A 17,867-nucleotide genomic window follows, 5' to 3' on the forward strand; every position below is an offset into this window, starting at 1 on the left:
TGTCAGGTGCCTGACCTGCCCAAACCCGCCTGATGACAGCACCGAAAGCAAGATCAACTCATCCAGACTCCCTACGGGATTTCTCTCTCCACGGGGTGAACACCTATGCCGCCATCACACTCTGCTGGCCTGCTGACCATCTACCCGCACATCACCACCCGCGACCGCCGGCTGCTCCAACTGCTCGACGACCACCAGGTCCTCACCACCGACCAGATCCACCGCATGCTGTTCCACGCCCGCCGGACGTGTCAGATCCGGCTCGGTGAGCTGGCCGCCCTGGGCCTGCTGGACCGGTTCCGGTTCGCCCGCGACGGCGGCGGCAGCCAACCCTGGCACTGGACCCTCGGCCACAACGGACACCGGTTCCAAGCCGCCGCCCACAACCTGCCCGAACCCACCGTCCGAGCCAGCCGCCAGAGCGTGCAACGGCTGTCGGCCAACCCCAACCTGACACACCTGCTCACCGCCAACGAGTTCTTCGTCCGGCTCACCGCGCACGCCCGCCAGCACAACGACGCCCGACTGGACCGCTGGTGGTCTGAGGCGACGACCACCAAGCAGTTCCGGACCATCACCGCCGACGGGCACGGCCTGTGGAGCGTCGGCGACACCACCGCGGGGTTCTGGTTGGAGGCCGATACCGGCACCGAGCCCCTGGGCCGGGTGGTGGCCAAGCTCGACCGGTACGCCCCACTCCCCCACCGCGGCGGCCCCCGCTACCCGGTGCTGTTCTGGCTACCCAACGCCGAGCGCGAAGAACACCTGCATCGCCTGCTCCGCAGCGCAGCGGCGGACGTGCCAGCAGCCACCGCGACCCAGCAGACCGAGCCGGCCGAGGCGGTCTGGCTGCCCAGTGGCGGCATCCAGCGGGTCCGGCTGGTCGACCTGCCCAGCGACCACGGGCGGGCCGTGGCGGACAACCCGAACTTCATCGACGGCGTCTTCACGACCTGACAAACCCTGACCGGCACCGCACCCGATCCTGACAACGCAGCTCACGAGCATGATCACTGTTTCTGACAGGGCCGGGGCTGTCAGGTCACGAAGCTACGGTGCTGGACAGTTTCTCTCCTCTTCTGCTCGCGCCACCGCCCGTCTGCCCCCGATCTGCCCGCGTCAGCGGGACCACCCGCCCACCGTCTGGTCGGCTCGTGACTCCCCGCCCCGCACCTCACCGGCAGCTTCCCGGCCCAGACGCCGAATGGCACCACCCCTGCTCGTCCGCTTCCTCGCGAAGGGATCCCCCATGCTCGTCAACCGTTCGATGCCAGTCCGCGTCGTCACCGTCTGCTTCGCCCCCGGCGAGGACGCCGACTGGTTCGCCGCCAGCGAGAAGGTCAACGACCATCTCCACGCCGACGGCATCCCTGCCCGCCGCTACCACGTACGCCACCGTCGCCTGCTCGGCTGGCTCACCCGCTGGTTCGGGTACTTCCTGCTCGACGCGGCCCGCCGCTTCGGCGCGATCACCGTTGCCGCCGGAGGGCGCAAGAGTCGCCTCGACCTCACCGCCACCGCAGCCCGCGCCGCCACCAGGGCAAGCCTGCGCTGGAGGGCGTGGAACGTCCACATCGCCCACACCACCCGTCCGGCCCGCCCCTGGGAAGACTTCCTCGCCCAGCACCACGCCGACCCACGCAAAGTCCCCCTGACCGAGGCGCGTCGCCGCTTCGAGCAGCAACCCCGGGTGCTCGCCATGCTCGGCTACGCCGACGGCCACACCTTCGACCCATACGAGCTGTCCGTCTACCAGGCCGGCGAAGTCACCTACGTCGGTCTCTACTGGCGCATCGCCCTCATCGGCGACGCGCTGATCACCACCGACGGACGCCTCCTCATGCCCGCCACCACCTCGGTGGCCGACCGGCTCCGGTTCCTCAACGCCGCGTGCGCCTACCTGCGCAGCCTGCGCTGCAACGCACGAGTGTGCGCGGTCGCCATCGCCTGACACCCAACCCAAGGCCGGTCGCAGCCCCGCTGCGACCGGCCTTCGCCATACCCACACCCCAACCCAGCAAAGGAGACCTTGCTCGTGTTCCTGTCCGATCCCGCGCTGCGGCGCATCGCCGCCGAAACCAACGACGTACACCGAGAACATCTCTGGCGCCACGACACCGCCGCCCTCGACCCCCTCGGCGACCTCGCCCGCCTACTCCACAAAATCACCCTCGGGTTCAACGACAACACCGCCACCCTCGACAAGGCCCTCGCCCGACTGGTCGAACAGACCAAGGCCGCGCAGCGGCAGCTTGCCGCCCACGCGGACCTGCACACCCCCAGCCACGCCCAAGCCCTGACCGACGTGCTCGCCGCCAGCGAACGCCACGCCGCCCTCGCAGAAATGCTCGTCAACGCCTACCGAGGCTGGCGCAACCACCACCGCAGCGGTGACGGCGATGAGCGGTACGTGCTGCTGCAGCCCGGCGACCCCTCCTACGGCGTTGCCACGCTGCGCCGCCACGCGCCGCACGCCTGGCTGGTACTCCCCGACCCGGAGGCCGCCAACGCTTTCGACGTGCCCTACCCGTGCCGCGTCGTCGGCGAGGTCTGCCAGACCGACGACGGGTGGACGCCCGTCGCATATACCAACCCGGAGCACCGCGACACCCAGCCCGCCATCACCTACCACCTGCCGACCTGCAACGACCTCCCGGCCGCGTGCCGGTCGCTGCTGCGGTGGTGGCACCTGCGGCACTCGGCCGCCTGGGCAAACCGCACCCCCGCCCAGCTGACCCCGGCCGAAGCCGCCGACCTCTCCGCCTAAGGGCGGCCCCTGTCCGGCACGTATCCGCGAAACCGGGAGCCACCGGCAACCCGCGCCACAGCGCATCCCGCGCCTGCCGCGCTCGCGGCCGCCCACGCCCCGGGCGCACCACAGCCCCGGCACAACCGTGCCGAACTGCCCAACGAGTTCCCGAAGGGGGAATTTCATGGATAACCAGTCCCCATCCCTGTCGCCTGCCACGCAGGCGGTCCTCGACGCCCTGACCGCACTCGGTCAGGGCAACGTCCACGAGATGGCCGAAAGGTCAGGCAAGGCCCGCTCCACCACCGACAAAGCCATCAAGACCCTCGCCGACGCCGGCCTGATCGTCGCGGTCGACACCGGCGCGGACCCCGCCGGCGGCACCCCCACCAGGTGGAGGCCCGCTACCCCACCGGCCAGCACCGAGCCCCAGCCCGAAGACCAGACCGGCCCCACCGACGCCGCCCTCAACCCCGACGACGGTGACGACATCGACTCCACCAACGACGGCAGCACGGTCGAGACGGACCACGGCAGCAGGACCGACCACGACCCCGCTGCCGAAGACTCTTCCGGCGACACCTCGCCGCAGACCACGGACCCGGCCGAGAAACCCGCCGACGAGCCCGACCGCGACGGTCACGACGAGCGCACCAGCACGAACAACGCCCCCTCCGTCCAGCCCAGGCGCCCCGGTGACCGCAAGGTCATGGCCATCAAGGGCGTCCTGGCCGACCACGACGACGGCGCGACGCTCGACGTGATCGTGGCCGAGAGCGGCATCGGACACCCCACCGCCGCCCGCCTGCTGACCGCGATGGAACAGGCCGACGCCGCCCGTCGCCTGCCCGGCCTACCGCAGCGGTGGGTCGCCGGTCCCACCAAGGCCAGCGAGGTCGACCCGAACCCGCAGCCGCCCCGCTGCCCGCTGTGCTACCAGGTCATCCGCGGGCTGCCGAACATGCCGAGCGCCACAGCGACAGTGCTACCCCTCATCCGGCCTGACGGCACTCTCCACGTCGTCGGGCCGGACGGCGAGACCCACGTCGTCGCTCTGCCCACCCGCACGACGGGCATCACCAGGAGCGTGGGCCGCCGCAGCGACGCGACCATCAACGCCGATGGCAGCCAACCGTTCGGCCGCGGCGAGCTGGAGAAGCTGACCCTCGACGTCCTGGCCGCCAACCCCGGCAAAGCGATGACCCCGCAGGACATCGCCACCACCATCGGCGGGCAGCTCGGCCGCACGGTCAGCGCAGGGGCAGTGCGCAACAACTGCACCAAGGCCGCCGCCGCGGCTCGCATCGTCATGGTCTCCGACGCGCCGCTGACCTTCGCCTACCCGACGCACGCCGACGCAGGCAGCACAGAGCAAGGCGACAACGCCACCGACCAGTCCTGATCCCACCCATCCCAAATCCCATCCGGGGGCCGAGGCGCGCGCTTGGCCCCCGCAGCGCATCGAGAGGGAAGTCCCCGTGCCGCACGAACTCGAGACATTCACCGACGGGACGACCGCCTTTGCCAGCGCCCGCTTGTCGGCCTGGCACCAACTCGGCACCGTCACCCAGGACACCATGCGGGCCGAAGAGATCATGGCTGCCGCCCGCCTCGGCGACTGGGGCGTACGCACCATCCGTACGGTCGGCATCGACATCGTGGACGGGATCGAGATGCAGATCCCCGCCGACGACAAGCGGATGACCGTACGCCGCAACCCGGTCACCGGCCAGACGGAGTACCTGGGCATCGTCGGCACCGACTACACGGTGGTCCAGAACGAGCAATGCGCCGAGATGCTCGATCGCCTCGTCGATCAGGTGGGCGGCGCCCACTTCGAGACCGCCGGCAGCCTCCGCCGGGGCAAGAGCGTGTTCGTGACCATGAAACTGCCGGACGCGATGGAGATCGCCGGGGTGGACCGCATGGACCTCTACCTGATCGGCACGACCTCCCACGACGGCACCGCCGCACTGCGCGTGGACGCCAGCCCGATCCGGATTGTGTGCGCCAACACGCAACGCGCCGCCTTCGCGCACGCGGTCGGGCACTACACATTCCGGCACACCTCGAACGTCAACTCCCAGATCAGCCAGGCCCGCGAGGCGCTGGGCCTGATGTGGAAGTACATGGAGACCTTCGAGAAGGCCGCCGAGCGGATGCTGCACGCGGAGCTGACCATGCGCGAGTTCGAGAGCGTGGTGGCGCAGGTGTGGCCGGTCAAGGACAACGCGTCCGAGAAGACCAAGAACAACGCCAAGCAGCGGCTCGGCACGCTCAAGTACCTGATCCGGGAGGCCGACACCCAGAAGGCCATCGCCGGCAGCCGGTGGGCCGGATTCCAGGCCATTACCGAGTACCTGGACCACTACCAGCCCGCCAAGAACGAAACCGCCCGCGCCAACCGGGTGCTCACCGGCAACGTCGCCGACCTGAAGCTAGCCGCCTTCGACCTGCTCAAGGTCTGACCGCCTCCACGCCCGGGGCGGCGGTCACCGTGCCGCCGCCCCGGCCCGCAAAGGAAGGGACACGCCCCTTGGCACAGCGGAGCACAACCAAGTGGGGGTCAGACCGGGCGGGCAGCCGATGAGCGCCCACATCCGCTACCCCCGCGGCCGACGGCAGTCGGTGTGCGGACTACCCGCGACCGATGTCCAGCGGTGGGAGACCGAGGACCCACCGCGCAGGGACTACACCTGCGAGGACTGCTACACCCTGCTTCCCGAAGCGCAACGGCCCGACGACGCCAACCACCCACCCGGAGACGCCACCCTCATCGACACGCTGCGACGCATCGTCGCCGACCGCCAGTACGCCAAGATCGACGGCGTCCTCGTGGACGTGTGGTCGGCCGCCGTCACTGTCCTGATCTGGGATCGGCTCCGCGACGACAAGCGGCAGCGGCTGCTGACCCTGCCGTCACACGAGCTGATCCTTCGCTGCGTCGCGATCTACACCCGCCTCACCAAGAACGGGGGCGGCACATGACCGCCCCTCGGCAACCGCAGTGGTTCCACTTCGGGCCGTGGGTGTTCTCGGTCGACGCCGCTGAGGCGCTCATCGCCACCACGCCCCGCGACACCCGGTCCCTCGACGTCATGACCTGGGCTACCGCCTACGGCCTGACCCGCCTCGACGACCCGCACCAGCAGGCGGTCAACCTCATCGGCCCGACCAGCACCGGCCTCAACCGGGCCTACGCCATGACCACCGACCTGACCAAGCCCCTGATCGTCGCCCAAATCGACGTCACCGGGCACCCACCCAGCCCGCTGCTCATCGACGGCATACACCGCCTCTACCGCGCCTGGCACGAGCACGTGCCGCGGATACCCGCCTACCTGCTCACCGCCGAGAAAACTCGCCAGATCCAGAACAACCCGCTCCTGGGACCGGGCCGAACCTCCATCGCGCCGCCGGCCTGAACGGCGCCCTCACACCACCTTTCACCGCGTACGCCTCGGACGCCGCCGGCTACGGAGGCGTACCCGCCTCGGGAGTGACCTCATGGCATGCACGCCACCGTGGCAGAGGCGCTGCGACTGCCGCTGCCTCGTCCACCACCACCTGCCACGCACCACCTACAGCGAGCCCGACTGCGCCTGCACCATCACCTGCACACCCAACCCATCGCCCTGCTGGCCGACCCGTGGGGCTGCGCACTGTTCCTCAGCCGGCACGCCTTACACGACGCCAGCCGCCTCTCGAGCAACTGCTACGCCAGGCCGCCCACGTACTCCAAACGTCCATCAACTAACCCGACCGCTCAAGGTGGGCTGCCCGGGTGGGCGGCCCACGGCTCTTTTTTGTGTTTCCCACCCGGAGGCGGCAGCTATGTACCGCACCCACCGCAACGCCTATGAACGCGGGGCTGCCATTGCCCGGTTCACCGCCGCGCTCCATCTTCAACGACCCGGGCTGTCCCTTCCTGGCTACCTGCCCCCGAACCCATAACCCCACCCGCCCCACACATCAACGGCGCCCTGTTCCTCAACCACGCTCTGGGACGCCCCCGGCCTGGAATCCGGCCACAGGAACTGCGCTACGCCACCCTGGTCGACATCGGCCATCCATGCTTCGAGACCACAACCTGATCGCGGACTTCCTCCGCGACACCTACTCCAAGCTGCTGGCCCTCATCCACGGTCCGTAGCCACACCTCGCGCCACCTCTGCCGGCCGTGCACACGCGCAGGCCGGCCTTTTTCGTTTTCACCGAAAGGGAAATCACCATGACCAAGGCCATCATCGGCATCGCCACCGTCGTCATCGTCGCCTGCTTCGGCCTGCCCATGCTCCTGCTGTCGGCCGTCATGGGCGGCGGCTCCGGCGGGTGCGGCATGATCACCGCGCCCGCCGTACGCCCCACCGGGCACTTGCCCGCCGCCGGTACCTGGGACACCAAGCAGCTCGGGGTCGCCGCGACCATCATCGACGTCGGCGTCGCCAAGGGCGTACCCCGCTGGGGGTGGGTCGTCGGCGTCGCCACCGCTATGCAGGAGTCCGGCCTGCGCAACCTGCCCCACCTCGGGGACCGCAACGACCACGACTCGATCGGGGTGTTCCAGCAGCGCCCGAGTCAGGGCTGGGGCACCGTCGACGAACTGTCCGAGCCCGCCTACCAGGCGGGCAAGTTCTTCGACAAGCTCCTCACCGTCCCCGGCTGGGAGACGATGCCGCTCACTCAGGCCGCCCAGGCGGTCCAGGCCTCGGCCTTCCCCGACGCGTACGCCACATGGACCGACGACGCTCTACATCTGGTGGAGCATCTGGCGAACACCCTCGCAGGCTGCGCCACCGACGCGCTCGCCGCCCTCCCGGCCGGGTTCGCGTTACCCGCCAACACCCCGACCGCCGTGACCACCGCCATCTTCTGGGCCGTCAACCAACTCGGTACGCCGTATCACTTCGGCGGATCGTGCACCAGCCCGCACTCCGGCGACCCTGACAAGCAGTGCGACTGCTCGTCGCTTGTGCAGTCCGCCTACCTGGCGGCGGGCATCGCCATTCCGCGCGTGACCACCGACCAGGTCAACGCCGGCGCGCCCGTGGCCGACCCAGCGCTCCTGCTTCCCGGCGACCTCATCCTCATTCCCGGCAGCAACGGCAGCATGTCCAACCCGCGCCACGTCGGCATGTACCTCGGCGAAGGGCTCATCATCCACGCCCCGAAAACCGGCGACGCCGTCAAGATCACACACCTGAGCAACTGGCTCAACCAGATCGCAGCGATTCGCCGCATCGCGAAATAGCCAATGTCGCATCAAATGCGACATTCGCCCGCCGCGGGAAGCGTGCCAGTGCCACACGAGGCCCGCATCCCGATAAGGAGCGCCCCGGACGGCGCTGCAACGCCGCTCCCGGGGTCTTGACGGACGCTGGAGGTCCGCCCAATGCACCCTACCCACCGCTGTGTAGTCGCCACCGATCACTCGACCGACACCGAAGTTATCAACAGCGCGCCGCCCAGCTGGCCGCCCACAGCGTCGCGGTCGCTATTCCCGACTTCGCCCCGGCCCTGGACGCTGACGACCTCGTCGCCCGGGTCGCCGACGACCTGGCCACCGTCAACGCCGCCGCTGTCGAGGCCTATCGCCCCGGCGCTGACAACACCCTCGAGGTCGCCCACACCAAACCTCACGGCGTTCCCGCGCTACGCCTGGTCGAAATCCTGGACCTGGCGGTGACCCGATGAGTATCGAGGCCCTGTCCTGGGCCCTCAGCGACGCCCCGGACGTCCCACCGTCCTGTCTCGCCGTCCTGATCAGCCTCGCCAACCACGCGCACGCGAACGGGCGCGCCGCCTTCCCGTCGCAGGAGCGCCTGGCGTTCTACGCGCGGAAGTCGGTCCGGGCGGTCCGGAATGACCTCGCCGAACTGGCCCGCCTCGGCCTGATCCGCCGAGGCGACCAGCGTCACGCGACCCTTCTTCCCGCCGACCGTCGTCCGGTCGTCTGGGATCTCGCGATGGAGCGCCGACGCCCGCTCCCGGCGCCCCTGGACCCGCTGGCCGAGCCGCAGTCGGGCCGCCCAACCGAGGCCCCGGAGCCTGTGGAAAACCGGGCGGAAGCTGCCTTCCCCCCGGTCCGGGACCGGGCGGAAGTGCAGTACGGAACGGCCGGAAGTGTGCTTCCGAACGGCCGGAAGCGTGCTTCCGCCGAACCGTCCTTAACCGTCAAGAACCAAGAGGGCTCGCGCTCGCTTCGCGGCGCAGCCCTCACCCCTCACCCCGCCGCCGCCCAGTGCCCGCGCCACCGGGGTTCCCCGGCCGGCAACTGTGGCCCGTGCCGATCCGAGGCCCTGGCACGTGACCGATGAACGCGACCGCCGGCTACGCCATCGCCGCCGTCCTCCCCTGCGACCCCGCCGCCGTGCCCGCCCCCATCGCCGTCGCTCGCCACCAGGTCAACAGGCACACCGAGGAGGTCCGCCCGACCATCCGCGCCGCTGGCCACGGCGACGCCAGGCCCGCCACCGTCCGCGCGACCGCGAAGGAGACCGCCCGATGACCACTCTCCGAATCGCCGGCCGTAACTGGGCGTACGCCGGTGCCGTCCTCGGCGGGGCCGTGTCCATTGCGGCGAACGTCGCTCACTCCTACGTCCGGCCCGAGGACGCCCCCGCCGACTGGTCGCCAGAGACCGGGGCCGTGGCCGGATCTGTCTTCTGGCCGGTGGCCCTGTTCGTGGCCGTTGAGATCCTGGCCCGGACCGCATGGCCGTCCGGCCGCCGGTGGGCCGCGCTGCGGTTCGGTGGCCTCCTCCCGGTGGCCGCCGTGGCCGCCCTGGTCTCCTACCGGCACCTGTCCGGCCTTCTCGGCCACTACGGCGAGGACGCGGTCACGGTCACGGTCGGGCCGCTGGCCGTGGACGGCCTGATGCTCATGGCGACCGGGGCCCTCCTGGCGACCGGCCGCCCGACGGCCACGGCCGCCGCCTCAGCCACGATCACGGACGTCCGGCCGGAGGGCCACGCGCCGGAGGAAGCCCGGCCGCAGGCTACGGCCACGGTGGACACCACCACCCGTGCGGGCGACGGGCGGACCGCCTCGGCCACGGCCACGGCCGCCCGTCGTCACCGCGTCCGGCCGGCCTCGCTCCGGCCTCGCCAGTCGGACACGGCCGACGACATAATCGCGAAGGTGGCCGCGATCGTGGCGGACCGGCCGGACGTGACCGCCGAGGACGTGGCCGCCGAGATTGGTCGCGCTCCGAGAACGGCCCGGCGCTACTTGGCCGCCGCCCGGGCCAACCTCGCGGGCGCGTGACCGAGCTATGCCTCGTCACGCGACTTGAACGGGTAATCGGGCTGCATCGTTTGGTGACCGCTGCCGATTGCGCTGCACCCAGTACTTCGCCACGCTTGCCCGGTGGCCAATCTTGATTTCTTCCTCGATGTCGTGGTCAGCGGTGCCGTGTTGAGTGTGGGCCTGACGGACTCACCGGGCCATGTAGCCCGCACGCTGGGTGGCGACTTCGTAGAGGATCGGAACCGCACCGTGATGCGGCGTGACTACGGCCTGGTGGAGTTCTTTTGGGCGCGGCGGCCCGGATCCGACTCCTGGCAGGCGACCGGCTTCACCGTGCAGGCGCATCGCCTGGCAAGGATCACGGTCATTGAGGCACTCGTGCAGCGGTACGGGCCGTTCGGCCGGCAGCTGCGGTTCACGCAGCTGCGTGCCGAATTGGACCGCCTTGGCTACCACCTGCAGGAGATCACCGACCAGGCCGATGCGGACTACCGGCGGTACTGGCTTGCCGAGTCGCGGATATCCCTCCTCGTCGCCACGGCCGGGTACCAGGCGATGGTCGCTGCCGGTGACGTCTGGTCGATCAGCGCACCCCATCCGCCCGAGCTTGTGGCCGCGAGAAGACTCGGCGGGCAGCGGCAGGCCGTGAAGGACGGGCTGGTCCACCTGCTCCAACTCGATGAGCATCAGCGCCGGCAGTGGCTAAACCGGCGCCAGCCGGCGCCGCGCGAAGGAGCCAATTGGTGGCTGTATCTGCTGCTGGTCATCGATCAGCAGCTGCGGGACCGGTCGGACCCGCGGGCGGACTGGGCGGAGCTCAAGCTGTGGCTGCTGCGGCAGGGGCGGGCCCGGGCTGTGTTCAGCGAAGCCGAGAGCGCCGAGAAACTGGCGTACTTCGCTGCGGACATGCGCCGCGCGGGGATTGAGTTGCCGGTGCTGCCGTCGCCTGACGACATCGTCCGGGGCTGCCTGGAAGCTATCCCCGTCAGTCTGAAGGAGGTGGCGACGCTCGCCGACCGGCGAGACCTGGACGGTCTTGACCGCACGCAAATGCGTCACTCCCGGCAGGCGAAGAATCTGGTCAGCGCAGCCCAGTGGCACCTGGGCGAAGTCCTCGATACGCACCTCGCCGACCAGCTGCGCGAGTGGATCGATATTAAGCCGGACCTTGTGTAGCAGTCGGCCTCCTATCAAGAAGCAGACGCGCATGCCAACGCACGCTCATCGGCACCGCAACCCACTATGACCGGCACGGCCACGACGACAGCGGCAGATGCGGATCCTGATCATGCCGAACGTGGTCTATCGCCTTCACGCCATGCATGGTGACTACGGGACCGTTTTTGACTGAGATTCTCCGCTGACAGATCCGGGGATCTGCCTACCTGCGCGAGCCGCTCGCGAGAGTATCGACTGCATGGAAGGCCGCGAGCTACGACCGTCAGCGGCATCGAGATCACAGACGTTGCGCTCTTCGTCCCCGTGCCTCATCACACGATCAGGTGTAGAGCGGGTCGCTGAGCAGGCCGGTGACGGTCCGGCGCGATCGCCCGCCGGCGTCTACGGCGAGGGTCGGTGGGGGTCGCCGAACTCAGCACGTGCCTTCGTCACTGGAAATTTTGTGCACCAACTGGCAAAGGAAGGCGTAACACGAAATATGTATCGACGTCAGTTGGTTAACGAGTTGGCGACGGAGATTTAACGTGGGTACATGGAAAGACTCGGTGAGACTTGCAACTACCGACGATATCCCGGACTTGACGACGGTCACCAGCGTTGACGGTGTCCCCGTTGGCCCGGGCGATCGGATCCTTGTCAAGGATCAAAAGAACCCGGTTGAGAATGGGATTTACGTCGCGACCGCCAGCCCGGCATCAGGTCAATTCAGGCTCAAGCGTTCCGGGGATATGCGCGAGGGGCTCTCAACTCCAGACACGAGCGAGGCGACTGTCCGCGTCGCTATAGGTGGTCAACATGCGGGAACCCAATGGTGTCTGCGAACGCCGGCAGCCGGCACAATCACGGTGGGAACGACGAGCCTGCATTGGATTCAGGAGTCCCGCAACTACAGCGTTGAGTCAATAGCCGTCTTGAAGACGCTTGTCACTGCACCGGCCGGCAGTACGGCTTCGGTCGCCGGATATGCCACCCCTGGAGATAATGGAGGTGGCGACTTCACCTTTATTGGTGTGGAGAAAAAGGATACGATTGAACGAGCAGCACTCAGATCCGTTGTCATCATCGGCGCAGTTTCCTCTTCTTCTGGCATGACCTTCACCGCTCCGGGTCACGATTTCCACGCAGGGCAAAGTGTTTATCTCAGCGACGTTGGCAACGCGACGGGGGCTCGGATCGTCGCGCGCGTCGACCCCGCCGAGCCTGACAAATTCCTAGTGCAAGGGATCACCGACGCTAGTCTGGGCACCGGCACGCCACGCGCGAGTTGCGTCTATTTGCGAACTGCGGATGACCATGGGCGGCCGCAAGGCGCGCAACGCCTCGCTGTAGCCGGCGTCGTCGCGTCGAAGGATGTGGCATTGCCGGACCCGTCCCCGCCCGATCTCAGTCACAATCGGATCTGGGATGTCAGCGCCGTTTTCGACAGCAAGACGCTGACACTGCCGGTGCCCCTGCCCGCGCCGGTGCCGACCGGGTGGAAATACACGTGCGGCCCAAAGGCAGTGGTTGGCGACGATGCGCTGCTCGTGACCGCGACCGACACCGACGGCGGCAGCGGCGGCCTGTGGAAGAGAACGATCTCGACGCCCTTTCACGTCGCCTGGTGGGGCGCCCTCGGTGACCCTGACAAGCAAACCGGTGACCGCCCAAAAATCAACGCGGCAGCGATCAATGCTGCGGTCAACGCCGCCAAGCGCTTTCGCGACTACACGCTGAGGCGACGACAGGCGACCACGACGGTCCAGTTGGGCCCTGGTGTCTATCGCTGCGCATCGAAAATCCTGATCGATGGGGGTGTCTCGCTCGAAGGCGCCGCCCCCGGATACTCATATGGTGCCAGCATGCTTGTCTTCGGCGTCGACCTCGGCGACGGCGACGCTCTCATCGACATAGTCGGAACATCCATCGACGGCTCGGGAACGACCGGCGATGGCGCCCGGATCTGCAATCTTCAGATTGTGCAAGATCCCGACAATTTTCCCTCGGAGAATAAGCTTTTCCGCACGGTGGGAATCCGCGTACGTGCATCAGCGGTCACCATCGAAGACACTTATGTCCACAGCATACGTGGCCACGGCATAGTCTTCGACAGCTCGCCGGGCTTTCTCGCCAACCTCTGGTGCATCAAGGGCCACGTGACGGTCCAGAACTGCACCGGCACCGGCGTGCTGACATCCGGTGAAAACGCGAACGCGGGAGCTCAGACGGGCGTGCTCAGCGTGGATTCGTGCGACGAGTGGGGTCTGCATGACCATTCTTGGTTCGGAAACAGTTGGGCGGCAATCCACTCAAACAACAATGGATTCATGGTTAAAGTTCTACCAGGCGAGACGACGCCAACTTGGACGTTGCACGGAGCCAAGGTGCCGGAAAACTGGAACTGGAGCCCGAATCAGCCGATCTCCCCCGGCCAACCCATGCTGCCAACCTTCCCCGCAGACCCGGCCCAGGATGATAAAAGGACAGGATTCATATATCGCGCCACAGACGTGAGGGGAGCAGGCAAAACCGGCAGGGACAAGGAACCCACCTGGCCAACGAGCCTGTATCCTCCCCACAACACCGTCGATGACGGCGACATCACCTGGACGTGTTGGGCGTATGAGGGCGGAGCCTTGTACCACGAAGTAGCTGCCACCGGTTCCAACTCTTCAACTTTCGACTACATCTACGTCGAGGATGGCCAGCAGCCGTGCCGGTTCGACGGCGGTGCATTTGGTGCGGCTACCGTTAACAACGTCAAGGCTATGCACCTCCGATCCAAAGTCAGCACTGCATCTGTAGCCGGTTTCAATGTGCCCTTCACGGTTTGGTCCCAGCGGCTGGAGTCGTGGGACAAGGGTTACCTGACTGAATCTGGTCTCCAGAACCCGGTCATCGTGGGCGTGGGGGAACATCATGGTCAGGATCTCGGGTTCAAACATAAGGACGACATCCAGGCTTACTGGGCTGTTGCAACGTTTAAGCGAGCCGATGGGTGGAACGACTTCATAAAGGGCTTTACCGCCGGGCGTGCTCCTGATGTACCCGGACATTGGTGCCAGGATGTCGGCGTCTTGAGGGACCGATGGGATGGCGCCTACGGCCGAAAGACCGTAGGCAATCTGAAGGCCCTCCCAGATCCGACGCTACGGTGGAAGGTGGAGTGGTACTTCGAAGGCGGAAACCGCAAAGGGGTCCTTCCCTTCCATTCCTATACACAGGTAGGCGGCCGTTCGCTTCCGCAGCCTGCTGCGATGTGCTTTCCGTCTATCTGGCTTGGGAACAAGACCGGGGTGGAGCGCCGGCTTGGCGCCGTTCCGGCCCGTGCCGACGGCTCCGGCCTTCCCGATCTCACCGACCTCGACCAGTCTGGCGGCAACGCCTTCGAGCAAGGCGACATTCTTTTCAACGCCCCGAAAGAGGGCAGGCCGAATTGGCCCGCAGCTTGGCGCGCGAAGAGCCGGACAGCAATCCCGACGCAACACGACGCCGCAGATCATTGGCAACTGCGTGTGACCTACTACGCCGGCTATGTCCTGCGCGACGACAACGGCGGACTGTGGCGCGCGCTTAAATCGGGCTACTCGGGCACTAATCGGCCAAATTTCGAGGAATACTGCACGGTCGGAAAAACGCTAAACGAAGACGAGGATGGCGAAATTGCTTGGGAGCTGTGGTGCTTTGAAGACCCCACAGTCTGGGAACCCCTAATCAGCGAGCCCTCCGTCTGGCTGGATGTCGACGTATCGGATGGGGGCACGAAACGGCTCACTAGCGAGCAGGCGGCGCATCGCCAAATCCGCTTCACAGGTGCTCCAAACAGTGACGTCGATGTCATTGTGGAGCCCGGCCACGGTGAACTCTGGTCCAAGACTTTCGTGAATGCAACGACCGGGGGTCGTGGCCTGAGGGTCCGTGCAACAGACGACGGATCCGGAGTTTGGCTTCATCAAGGCAATGCCGCGAACCTTCTTACCACTGGAACAGACGTCGAGTCGCTATCATCGACCAGCAGGCGAGCGGAGCAGACAGTAGCCATTGACACGTCGATCGGATCGGCCACGACCAACGACGACGTCCCAGCGACAGTCGTCCTCTGCGAGCTTGCCGACCCAGACGTCAAGCGAATCGACCTGATAATCACTGTCACCGACGACACGCGAACAACTCGCGGAACCTGGTCGATCACCACACTCGCAGCCCGCATCGATGGCACGACAAGTCTCGACGGTGGCGGGCAGGACGCAAACGCGATCAAAAATCACCCCGGCCTGGACGCTCACGTTTCAATCTCGGGACCAAGCGTCCACCTCGAGTGCAAGGGCTTGATCAATACACCCCTCACCTGGGGGTGGGAACTGCGTGCTCAACAGCAAAGCGTTTGATTTTCCACTGAAATGCTGCCCTCAGCACTGCGGCGGCGTCCCCGGTCTCGTCTGGGACCGCGGCTACGACGCCGGGAAGAAAATCAACGGCCGCAAACGGCACATCGCCGTGAACACCAGCGGCCTGCTCCTCGCGATCCTCATCACCGCCGCCAACACCCAGGACCGCGACGCCGCCCGCCCCCTCCTACAGGCGTTACACGCCTGCTTTCCCCGCATCCGCCTGGTCTGGGCCGACAGCGGCTACGCCGGCAAGCTCGTCGACTGGGCCGCCACCCACCTCGCCCTGACCATACGGATCGTCGCCAAACTCGCCGGGCAGACCACCTTCGTGGTCCTACACCGCAGATGGGCGGTCGAACGCACCTTCTCGTGGATCAACCGATGCCGACGCACCGTCCGCGACTACGAACGACTATCCGAGCACCACGCCGCATTGGTCCAGTGGGCCATGATCATCGTCATGGCCCGACGCCTCGCCCGCCACCAACACACCTGAAACCCTTATTTACCAGGCTCTAAGCTTGTTCTTTAACCTCGGACGTCTCGGTCGGCAGATGGTCCTGTGTGGACTCGGCGTGTCGTGGAGACGTAAAGCGGCCACCGCCTGATGATCCTTCGCGTTCCCTGCAAGGACACGAAGAACAGAATAGGCGGTGGCCGTGGCCACGATTCTGGACTACCTGGGTAGCGTCGTGTTGCCTGACACGCCCACGCCGAACGCGTCAGGGGTCGGGTCGGCTGAGGGCTCAGCAGCGAGGTTGGCTGGGTTTCGTCGGGACTTCTACCAGTGTCTGCCGCGGCGGGCGGACGCGTTGTTCGAGCTCACCGACGCGCTGCTGTGCTCGGGCGGGCCGGTGACCAGCCTGGTCGACCTGTCGTTGGCCGCCGAGCACCGCCGTGGTCACGGCGCTCTGTACGGCGCCTTGAGCGCTGGCGGAATCGATGTCGCCCGGCTGCGGGTGACCCTCGCAGGACTGGCGTTGCCTCGCGCCGCCGACGGGCGGATCATGCTCGCCGTTGACGTCAGCAACTGGCTGCGCCCGGACGCGTCCACCAGCCCAGGCCGGTTGTTCTGCCACACCTACGGGCGCGCGAAGGGCCAAGCACAGATGATCCCCGGCTGGCCATACTCGTTCATCGCCGCCTTGGAGCCAGGCCGCACGTCGTGGACGCAGGTGCTCGACGCGGTGCGGCTGGGCCCGACCGACGACGCCACCGCGGTCACCGCCGACCAGCTCCGGCAGCTGATCGACCGGCTGATCCGCGTCGGGCACTGGCGGCCCGGCGAACCCGACATCCTGATCGTCTGCGACACCGGCTACGACACCGCCCGACTGGCCTGGGTGCTGTCCGACCTGCCCGTGCTCCTGGTCGGCCGAATCCGCTCGGACCGGGTCCTGCGGTTTCCCAAGCCCACCAGGCAGCCAGGCGCCATCGGCCGTCCCCGCAAACACGGCCCCGAGTTCGCCTGCAACGACCCGGCCACCTGGCCTACGCCGCAGCACACCACGCTCACCCCGACCAGCCGCTACGGCACCGCACAAGCCGACAGTTGGGACCAACTGCACCCCAGGCTGACCCGCCGCACCTGCTGGATCGACCACACCGGTGACCTGCCGATCATCGCCGGCACCCTGATCCGGCTACAGAGACGCGCCGCTCGTAACCGTCCATCTGTTCAGGCCGAGGCTCGTTGGTGGCAAGGAAAAGGATGCTTCCGTCGCCAACGACCACGGGCGACTTGGCTGACTTTCCCGACCGGCAGGACCATTTTCCCAGTCCGTGGAGTAGCTGTCGGCGGCATCCCCAAATGGTTGAATTTCCCAACAACCGTCCTTGCCTGTGCCGATATAGCCGCTCCGACCGTCGTCGGTCAAAGCAACAGCAGCCGCCTGTCTCGGCACGTCCAGGAGGGCGGCGGACGCTCCAGTGGTTTCCGAGTACGAGATCAACCTTCCGAAGCCGTCGCACACCACCCCCAGGCCCCAGCGTGCCTGGCTTGACAACGAACAAGAAATCAAGCGGACCACAAAGGTCGGGAATGTCCGCATTTGATACCAGCTTGCGTTCGTGCCCCGCATGACGGGGCCACAACTCGCTACCCTCGGAGCCAACCTCGCGGAGAAAGTACATCTTGTCCTGCGAAACCCACGCCACATCGCTGACCCGCGGCCGCTCTAACGATAACGGGTGCAACCGCCCACAGTTACGAGAGTCGCGCACACCGCCAGCGTCGAAAAAATCTTCTTCATCAGCTCACTCGGTAGGTTGAACCATCCGCAGGTTGCCGTCACGCGTCCTGCCTCGCTCCACGATTTGCG

At 67.1% G+C, this 17,867-nt stretch carries 16 protein-coding genes; 15 read left to right on the forward strand and 1 reads right to left on the reverse strand.

Annotated features, from left to right (window positions below; translation table 11 throughout):
• Nucleotides 1–105: 105 nt before the first annotated feature.
• From ACY34I_RS33635 to ACY34I_RS33670, 8 genes are all read left to right on the forward strand, one after another.
• Complete coding sequence (locus ACY34I_RS33635; protein ID WP_462759202.1) at nucleotides 106–957, forward strand: replication-relaxation family protein; 852 nt, start codon at nucleotides 106–108, stop codon at nucleotides 955–957.
• A 292-nt stretch (nucleotides 958–1,249) separates the two neighbouring features.
• Entirely contained in the window at nucleotides 1,250–1,951 is a 702-nt protein-coding gene (locus ACY34I_RS33640) for a hypothetical protein (protein ID WP_462759203.1), read from the forward strand.
• An 84-nt stretch (nucleotides 1,952–2,035) separates the two neighbouring features.
• Entirely contained in the window at nucleotides 2,036–2,767 is a 732-nt protein-coding gene (locus ACY34I_RS33645; protein WP_462759204.1) for a hypothetical protein, read from the forward strand.
• A 166-nt stretch (nucleotides 2,768–2,933) separates the two neighbouring features.
• Nucleotides 2,934–4,151: a helix-turn-helix domain-containing protein gene (locus tag ACY34I_RS33650; protein ID WP_462759205.1), complete on the forward strand. Its 1,218-nt coding sequence runs from the start codon at nucleotides 2,934–2,936 to the stop codon at nucleotides 4,149–4,151.
• Nucleotides 4,152–4,227: 76 nt separating this feature from the next.
• Nucleotides 4,228–5,217 carry a DUF932 domain-containing protein gene (locus ACY34I_RS33655; protein ID WP_462759206.1) on the forward strand — a complete coding sequence of 330 codons (990 nt, stop codon included), beginning with the start codon at nucleotides 4,228–4,230 and terminating at the stop codon, nucleotides 5,215–5,217.
• A gap of 118 nt (nucleotides 5,218–5,335) precedes the next feature.
• Nucleotides 5,336–5,737, forward strand: coding sequence for a hypothetical protein (locus ACY34I_RS33660; protein WP_462759207.1), 402 nt, complete (start codon nucleotides 5,336–5,338; stop codon nucleotides 5,735–5,737).
• Nucleotides 5,734–6,174: a hypothetical protein gene (locus ACY34I_RS33665; protein WP_462759208.1), complete on the forward strand. Its 441-nt coding sequence runs from the start codon at nucleotides 5,734–5,736 to the stop codon at nucleotides 6,172–6,174. Before ACY34I_RS33660 ends, ACY34I_RS33665 begins: the two co-directional genes overlap by 4 nt.
• Before the next feature lie 806 nt (nucleotides 6,175–6,980).
• On the forward strand, nucleotides 6,981–8,000 hold the full coding sequence (locus ACY34I_RS33670) for a C40 family peptidase (RefSeq protein WP_462759209.1): 1,020 nt from the start codon (nucleotides 6,981–6,983) through the stop codon (nucleotides 7,998–8,000).
• A 176-nt stretch (nucleotides 8,001–8,176) separates the two neighbouring features.
• Here ACY34I_RS33670 and ACY34I_RS33675 read toward each other — a convergent pair whose 3' ends face one another.
• The gene (locus ACY34I_RS33675) at nucleotides 8,177–8,377 is read right to left on the reverse strand and encodes a hypothetical protein (protein ID WP_462759210.1); all 201 of its coding nucleotides are present in this window, start codon (nucleotides 8,375–8,377) and stop codon (nucleotides 8,177–8,179) included.
• A 62-nt stretch (nucleotides 8,378–8,439) separates the two neighbouring features.
• On the opposite strand from ACY34I_RS33675, the gene ACY34I_RS33680 reads away from it, so the two are divergent.
• The 7 genes from ACY34I_RS33680 (at nucleotide 8,440) to ACY34I_RS33710 (ending at nucleotide 17,549) form a co-directional block, all read left to right on the forward strand.
• On the forward strand, nucleotides 8,440–9,066 hold the full coding sequence (locus ACY34I_RS33680) for a helix-turn-helix domain-containing protein (protein ID WP_462759211.1): 627 nt from the start codon (nucleotides 8,440–8,442) through the stop codon (nucleotides 9,064–9,066).
• Nucleotides 9,063–9,257, forward strand: coding sequence for a hypothetical protein (locus tag ACY34I_RS33685; RefSeq protein ID WP_462759212.1), 195 nt, complete (start codon nucleotides 9,063–9,065; stop codon nucleotides 9,255–9,257). The genes ACY34I_RS33680 and ACY34I_RS33685 overlap by 4 nt, the downstream gene beginning before the upstream one ends.
• The gene (locus tag ACY34I_RS33690) at nucleotides 9,254–10,015 is read left to right on the forward strand and encodes a hypothetical protein (RefSeq protein WP_462759213.1); all 762 of its coding nucleotides are present in this window, start codon (nucleotides 9,254–9,256) and stop codon (nucleotides 10,013–10,015) included. The genes ACY34I_RS33685 and ACY34I_RS33690 overlap by 4 nt, the downstream gene beginning before the upstream one ends.
• Before the next feature lie 102 nt (nucleotides 10,016–10,117).
• Nucleotides 10,118–11,173: a hypothetical protein gene (locus tag ACY34I_RS33695; protein ID WP_462759214.1), complete on the forward strand. Its 1,056-nt coding sequence runs from the start codon at nucleotides 10,118–10,120 to the stop codon at nucleotides 11,171–11,173.
• 581 nt (nucleotides 11,174–11,754) lie between these two features.
• A complete protein-coding gene (locus ACY34I_RS33700; protein WP_462759215.1) occupies nucleotides 11,755–15,543 on the forward strand; it encodes a hypothetical protein in 3,789 nt (1,262 codons plus the stop codon).
• Nucleotides 15,521–16,042 (forward strand): transposase, encoded by a 522-nt coding sequence (locus ACY34I_RS33705; RefSeq protein WP_462759216.1) that lies wholly within the window; start codon nucleotides 15,521–15,523, stop codon nucleotides 16,040–16,042. Before ACY34I_RS33700 ends, ACY34I_RS33705 begins: the two co-directional genes overlap by 23 nt.
• A gap of 163 nt (nucleotides 16,043–16,205) precedes the next feature.
• Nucleotides 16,206–17,549: a transposase gene (locus tag ACY34I_RS33710; protein WP_462759217.1), complete on the forward strand. Its 1,344-nt coding sequence runs from the start codon at nucleotides 16,206–16,208 to the stop codon at nucleotides 17,547–17,549.
• Nucleotides 17,550–17,867 lie beyond the last annotated feature (318 nt).

It is taken from the genome of Micromonospora sp. RTBAU3-60, assembly GCF_054963695.1.

Bases quoted from the DNA above. Each gene is read 5' to 3' on its own strand.
- ACY34I_RS33640 (WP_462759203.1), top strand. From the start codon at position 1,250: ATGCTCGTCAACCGTTCGATGCCAGTCCGCGTCGTCACCGTCTGCTTC.
- ACY34I_RS33650 (WP_462759205.1), top strand. From the start codon at position 2,934: ATGGATAACCAGTCCCCATCCCTGTCGCCTGCCACGCAGGCGGTCCTC.
- ACY34I_RS33635 (WP_462759202.1), top strand. From the start codon at position 106: ATGCCGCCATCACACTCTGCTGGCCTGCTGACCATCTACCCGCACATC.
- ACY34I_RS33680 (WP_462759211.1), top strand. From the start codon at position 8,440: ATGAGTATCGAGGCCCTGTCCTGGGCCCTCAGCGACGCCCCGGACGTC.
- ACY34I_RS33665 (WP_462759208.1), top strand. From the start codon at position 5,734: ATGACCGCCCCTCGGCAACCGCAGTGGTTCCACTTCGGGCCGTGGGTG.
- ACY34I_RS33660 (WP_462759207.1), top strand. From the start codon at position 5,336: ATGAGCGCCCACATCCGCTACCCCCGCGGCCGACGGCAGTCGGTGTGC.
- ACY34I_RS33685 (WP_462759212.1), top strand. From the start codon at position 9,063: ATGAACGCGACCGCCGGCTACGCCATCGCCGCCGTCCTCCCCTGCGAC.
- ACY34I_RS33670 (WP_462759209.1), top strand. From the start codon at position 6,981: ATGACCAAGGCCATCATCGGCATCGCCACCGTCGTCATCGTCGCCTGC.
- ACY34I_RS33690 (WP_462759213.1), top strand. From the start codon at position 9,254: ATGACCACTCTCCGAATCGCCGGCCGTAACTGGGCGTACGCCGGTGCC.